We start from the raw sequence: 5,524 nt of genomic DNA on the forward strand, positions 1-5,524 counted from the left end.
CGCCCCGGCTCCGGCGGCTGCCCCGCAGGCCACTGCTCCAACTCCGGCCGCGGCGCCCGCTGCTCCGGCTTCGACCGATACGTACACCGACACGCCCGTGTCGCAGATGCGCAAGGTGATTGCTAAGCGCCTGTCGGAAAGCCTGTTCACGGCCCCGCATTTCTATCTCACGATGGAAATCAACATGGACAAGGCCATGGAAGCCCGCGTGAAGCTCAACGAGCTGTCGCCGGTGAAGCTGAGCTTTAACGACCTCGTGATTAAGTCGGCGGCCATTGCCCTGCGCTCGCATCCGGCCGTGAACTCCTCGTGGCTGGGCGACCGCATTCGCCAGAACAAGGTTATCAACATCGGTGTGGCCGTGGCCGTGGACGAAGGGCTGCTAGTGCCCGTGGTGCGCAATGCCGACGGCAAGGGCCTGGCTACCATCGCCACCGAGGTGAAGGAGCTGGCCGGCAAAGCCAAGAGCAAGAAGCTGCAGCCCGCCGAGTGGGAAGGCAGCACCTTCACCATCTCGAACCTGGGCATGTTCGGCATCGACGAGTTCACGGCCATCATCAACCCGCCGGATGCCTGCATCCTGGCCGTGGGCGGCATCAAGCAAACCGCCGTTGTGAAGGACGGCCAGTTGGCCATCGGCAACATCATGAAAGTGACCTTGAGCTGCGACCACCGCGTGGTGGACGGCGCCACCGGCGCGGCCTTCCTGCAAACGCTGAAAAGCCTGCTCGAAGACCCCATGCGTTTGATGATTTGAGGTAATTGATAAATCGTTGTCATCCTGAGCGCAGCGAAGGACCTTATCACGGCAGCAAGCTCCTTGAACGAATCCGTTCAGTCGTGATAAGGTCCTTCACTGCGCTCAGGATGACCGTTTTTTAACCCAACTAGAATGACCAGAATCCGCTCCACTACCGTTCTCGGCATCCGGCACAACGGCGAAATTGCCGTGGGCGCCGACGGGCAGGCCACCATGGACAAGCACGTGGCCAAAAACAACGTGCGTAAAATCCGCAAGCTGGGCGAGGGTAAGGTCGTAACCGGCTTTGCCGGCTCCACCGCCGACGCCTTCATGCTGCTCGACCGCTTCGAGGAGAAGCTGACCAGCTACGGCGGCAACCTGAAGCGCGCCGCCATCGAGCTGGCCAAGGACTGGCGTAAAGACCAGTATCTGCGCAAGCTCGAAGCCATGATGGTGGTGGCCGACAAGGATGAGCTGCTCATCGTCAGCGGCACCGGCGACGTGCTGGAGCCCGATTCCGACGTGGCCGCCATCGGCTCGGGTGCCATGTACGCGCAGGCGGCGGCGCTGGCGCTTAAGAAGCACGCGCCCCACCTCACGGCCCGCCAGATGGTGGAAGAAGGCCTGCACATTGCGGCCGATATCTGCATCTACACCAACCATAACTTGATGATTGAGTCGCCGAGCTAGGCTGGCTTTGAACATCCAACCCGCACGTCATGCTGAGCGTAGTCGAAGCATCTCTACCGCGCAACTAGTTCATTCGATTGAATTTACTCTCGTGATAGAGATGCTTCGACTACGCGGACGCTAGATGAAGCATGACGTTCAATCAACTCCGAAAACAACCCTCACCCCAACCCATGCACATTACCAATTTCATCCGCCACCATTTCCGCCACTTCAACGCTGCTGCTCTTGTGGACGCGGCCGATGGCTACAACAAGCACCTCGCCGAGGGCGGCAAGATGATGATTACCCTGGCCGGGGCCATGAGCACCGCCGAAATGGGCATTCAGCTGGCCGAGCTGATTCGGCAGGACAAGGTGCAGATTATCAGCTGCACGGGCGCCAACCTGGAGGAGGACATCTTCAACCTGGTGGCCCACGACTTCTACGAGCGCGTGCCGCACTACCGCGACCTGACGGCCGCCGACGAGCAGGCCTTGCTGGAGCGCCACATGAACCGCGTAACCGACACCTGCATTCCAGAGGAAGAGGCTATGCGCCGCTTGGAGCATTCGGTGCTGAAGTTCTGGGAGAAGGCCGACAAGGCCGGCGAGCAGTACTTCCCGCACGAGTTCTTCTACCAGATTCTGCTGAGCGGCGAGCTGGAGCAGTACTACCAGATTGACCCCAAAAACTCGTGGATGCTGGCGGCGGCCGAGAAAAACCTGCCCATCATCTGCCCCGGCTGGGAAGACTCGACGCTCGGCAACATCTACGCCGGCCACGTGATTTCGGGCGATATCAAGAACGTGCACACCATGCGCACGGGCATTCAGTACATGATGTACCTGGCCGACTGGTACACCGAAACCGCCACCGAGGAAAGCAAAGTGGGCTTCTTCCAGATTGGCGGCGGCATTGCCGGCGACTTCCCCATCTGCGTGGTGCCCATGCTGCACCAAGATTTGCAGCGCCACTCAGTGCCGCTGTGGGGCTACTTCTGCCAGATTTCGGACTCGACCACCAGCTACGGCAGCTACTCCGGCGCCGTGCCCAACGAAAAAATCACCTGGGGCAAGCTGGGCCAGGACACGCCCAAGTTCATCGTGGAATCGGACGCCACCATCGTGGCCCCGCTGATTTTCGCCATCGTGCTTGGGCAGTAGTTGCTGCTTGAATCAGTATCAAAAGAGCCGGCCGCTGATGAAGCGGCCGGCTCTTTTCGTTTTATTCAAATTGATTATCCCAGTACGTGCTCAGCTAATACTTTTTGCAGGTCATAGATATTGACTTGCTTATTGAATTTGCGTGTTACGCTGGGAACAGCTTCACTTGATACCCAAATCTTCAATTCTGCATCAAGGTCCATATGTCCGGCCGTTTCAATAGCAAAGCGCGAAATGCTTTTGTACAAGACGGAGAGGTATTCTATTTTCTTGCCAGTTAGTCCTTGTTTATCAACTAATATGAGGCGTTTATTGGTAAAAATAAAGACGTCTCGCATCAGCTTGAAGCCAATCTCAATGACCTCGCCGTTAGCGAGCAAGATGCCGTACTCTGTGTTTAGTTCGGCTGGTTGTGCAACTCCGGCATTGCCGAGAATAGCGGAAAAAAATCCCATGATGTTTTGTTATTAGAGTGAACTTCAAATGTAGCTCACCACTAATGGGGTTTACGCCATTTCCACCTCCAGCGCCTGCCCTACGCCCACGGCCTCAAACGCCTGGCTCAGGTCGCGCATCAAATCCTGCGGGTCTTCGACGCCGATGCTGAGGCGAATCATTTGGGGGGTGATGCCCATTTCGCGCTGCTCGTCGAGGGTAATGTCGGAGTGCGTCATGGTGCCAGGGTGCTCGGCCAGGCTTTCGGTGCCGCCCAGGCTCACGGCCAGCTTGATGAGCTTAAGGGCGTTGAGGAAGCGGAAGGCTTCGGTTTCGCCGCCGCGGATGTCAAACGAAATCATGGAGCCGGGCGAAAGGCAGTGGCGGCGGTAGATGTCCTGCTGGGTGGGGCAGTGCTCCAGGTACGTGAGGTAGTAGGTGCGGGCCACCAGCGGGTGCTCGCGCAGCCAGTCGGCAATGAGTTGGGCCGATTGGGCGGCGCGCTCCATGCGCAGCTTCAGGGTTTCGAGCGAGCGCATGAGCATCCAGCCGGTGTTGGGGTCGCACATGGTGCCCATGAAGGTGCGCATGGCTTTGATTTCCTTCATCAGCGGGCGGCTGGCCAGGGCGGCGCCGGCAATCAGGTCGGAGTGGCCGCCCAGGAATTTGGTGGCCGAGTACAGCACCACGTCGGCGCCGTGCTTGAGCGGGTGCTGGAAAACGGGGCCCAGAAAGGTGTTGTCGACCACCAGCCGCACGGGCTTGTCGGCGGTACCGAAGCGGGCGGCCAGGGCGGCGCAGGCTTCGAGGTCGACGAGGTGGTTGGTAGGGTTGGCGGGCGTTTCCACGAAAATCATGGCCAGGCGGCCCTGCTCGATGTTGGCTACCTGGGCCGTGAGCTCCTCCGGGGTGGCGGTGGGGCGGAAGCCCACGGCCGTGATGCCGAACTTGCGCAGCACGTTTTTGAGGAAGAAATCGGAGCCGCCATACACCGGCTCGGAGTGCAGCACCACGTCGCCGGGCTGCAGCAGGGCCAGCAGCGTGGTGCTGATGGCGGCCATGCCGCTGGCGAAGCTGGCGGCTTCCTCGGCGCCGTCCCAGAGGCAGAGGCGGTTTTCGAGAATCTCCAGGCTGGGGTTGTTCAGGCGCGAGTAGATGAGGCCCATCTCCTCGTCGGGGCCCTGCTGGCGCAGGCCGTAGGCCAGCTCGAAAAAGGCCTTGCCTTCTTCGGCGTTCTTGAAAACGAAGGTGGAGGTTTGGAAAATCGGCGGCTTGATGGCGCCCTCGCTCCAGGCGGGGTTGTAGCCGTGGCTCATCATCAGGCTTTCGGGGCGCAGGGCGTGGCCGCCGATTTGGGCGTGGTTGTGGGTGGTGGGCATGCGGTGGTTGTTGGGTGGGAGGGGAGTAATTGTGGGCCGAAGGTAGGATTTTGTTTCGAGCTCCAACCCTGGCCCGCTCCCGGCGGTTAGCTTCGCACACCCTTTTAGTTTGCAGATGCCCAGCACCCCCATCCCCGAGAAAATTCTGGCCCGACAGCACGAAATCAACGCCGATTTCCGGCGTGAAGTCGACCTGCATCTGGCCGACATTGTGGCGGGCCGCGCCACCGAAATGCTGGAAGTGCGCGACCTGGCCGGCCGGCTGTGCATTCATCCCACGCACCTGAGCAACACCATCAAACTGGCCACCGGCCACCCGCCGTGCTATTACTTCGAGGCGCGGCTGATGGAAATTTCGCGGCAGCTGCTGGCCGACCCAAGCCGCACGGTGGCCGCCATTGCCGCCAACCTCACCTACGACCCGTCCAACTTCACCAAGTTCTTCAAGCGCTTCCAGGGCTGCACGCCGGGGCAGTACCGGGCGCAGGTGGGCGCTGGGGAGGAACCGGCTAAAATTGACCGTCATGCTGAGCGCAGCGAAGCATGACGCGCTGCTAATTCCCATGAAACCCAACACCCTCGCCACCTTCTACGCCGCTACCGCTGCCACCGCCAGCGTGCTGCCGCCGCCCGCCCTGGGACCGGGCGCGGGCCACTTCAACGTGTTCCCGCTGGCCGACCTGCGCGGCGCACCCCCCATGAACTTCAACCGGCGCGATTACTACAAAATCACGCTTTGCCGCAGCCCCTGCCAGGTTGAGTGCGCCGACCAGCCCCCGCACACGGGCCCCAACACCCTGTTTCTGGTGACGCCGCAGGTGCCCTACCGCTGGCTGCCCCGCACCGACGAGCCCACCGGCTACTGCTGCCTCTTCGACGACGCTTTTCTGCTGCCCGCCCGCACCGGCGTGGTGCTGGCCGAGCTGCCCATTTTCCGGCCCGGCGCCTACCCCGTGTGGGAGGTGGCCGAAGCCGATTGCGCGGCCCTGGAGGCCATTTTTGAGAAGATGGCGCGCGAGCTGCCCTCCGCCTACGCCTTCCGGCCCGAGCTATTGCGCACTTACCTCTGGGAGCTGCTGTACCTGGTGCAAAAGCTGCAGCCGGCCCCCGCCCCGCTGGCCCCGCCCGGGGCC

At 61.2% G+C, this 5,524-nt stretch carries 6 protein-coding genes and 1 pseudogene; 5 read left to right on the plus strand and 2 right to left on the minus strand.

All coding sequences use genetic code 11. The features are described 5' to 3' along the window. From ACYVDE_RS13465 to ACYVDE_RS13475, 3 genes are all read left to right on the plus strand, one after another. Positions 1-757: dihydrolipoamide acetyltransferase family protein (locus ACYVDE_RS13465; protein WP_460502061.1), on the plus strand; the 757-nt coding region annotated here is incomplete at its 5' end. 135 nt (positions 758-892) lie between these two features. Next, positions 893-1,432, plus strand: coding sequence for an ATP-dependent protease subunit HslV (hslV, locus tag ACYVDE_RS13470; RefSeq protein WP_460502062.1), 540 nt, complete (start codon positions 893-895; stop codon positions 1,430-1,432). Positions 1,433-1,605: 173 nt separating this feature from the next. Then, the gene (locus ACYVDE_RS13475) at positions 1,606-2,577 is read left to right on the plus strand and encodes a deoxyhypusine synthase family protein (protein WP_460502063.1); all 972 of its coding nucleotides are present in this window, start codon (positions 1,606-1,608) and stop codon (positions 2,575-2,577) included. A 74-nt stretch (positions 2,578-2,651) separates the two neighbouring features. Here the strand turns inward: ACYVDE_RS13475 and ACYVDE_RS13480 are convergent, their stop codons facing one another. Together ACYVDE_RS13480 and ACYVDE_RS13485 are read right to left on the minus strand one after the other, a co-directional pair. Further along, positions 2,652-3,032 (minus strand): PH domain-containing protein, encoded by a 381-nt coding sequence (locus ACYVDE_RS13480; RefSeq protein ID WP_460502064.1) that lies wholly within the window; start codon positions 3,030-3,032, stop codon positions 2,652-2,654. A gap of 51 nt (positions 3,033-3,083) precedes the next feature. After that, the gene (locus ACYVDE_RS13485; protein ID WP_460502065.1) at positions 3,084-4,391 is read right to left on the minus strand and encodes a PLP-dependent aminotransferase family protein; all 1,308 of its coding nucleotides are present in this window, start codon (positions 4,389-4,391) and stop codon (positions 3,084-3,086) included. Positions 4,392-4,506: 115 nt separating this feature from the next. Here ACYVDE_RS13485 and ACYVDE_RS13490 point away from each other — a divergent pair, with 115 nt between their 5' ends. Then, entirely contained in the window at positions 4,507-4,938 is a 432-nt protein-coding gene (locus tag ACYVDE_RS13490; protein ID WP_460502066.1) for a helix-turn-helix domain-containing protein, read from the plus strand. 16 nt (positions 4,939-4,954) lie between these two features. Continuing rightward, positions 4,955-5,524 (plus strand): annotated as a pseudogene (locus ACYVDE_RS13495) (AraC family transcriptional regulator); the annotation flags it as partial.

It is taken from the genome of Hymenobacter agri, assembly GCF_054778495.1.

Bases quoted from the DNA above. Each gene is read 5' to 3' on its own strand.
- hslV (WP_460502062.1), top strand. From the start codon at position 893: ATGACCAGAATCCGCTCCACTACCGTTCTCGGCATCCGGCACAACGGC.
- ACYVDE_RS13480 (WP_460502064.1), bottom strand. From the start codon at position 3,032: ATGGGATTTTTTTCCGCTATTCTCGGCAATGCCGGAGTTGCACAACCA.
- ACYVDE_RS13485 (WP_460502065.1), bottom strand. From the start codon at position 4,391: ATGCCCACCACCCACAACCACGCCCAAATCGGCGGCCACGCCCTGCGC.
- ACYVDE_RS13490 (WP_460502066.1), top strand. From the start codon at position 4,507: ATGCCCAGCACCCCCATCCCCGAGAAAATTCTGGCCCGACAGCACGAA.
- ACYVDE_RS13475 (WP_460502063.1), top strand. From the start codon at position 1,606: ATGCACATTACCAATTTCATCCGCCACCATTTCCGCCACTTCAACGCT.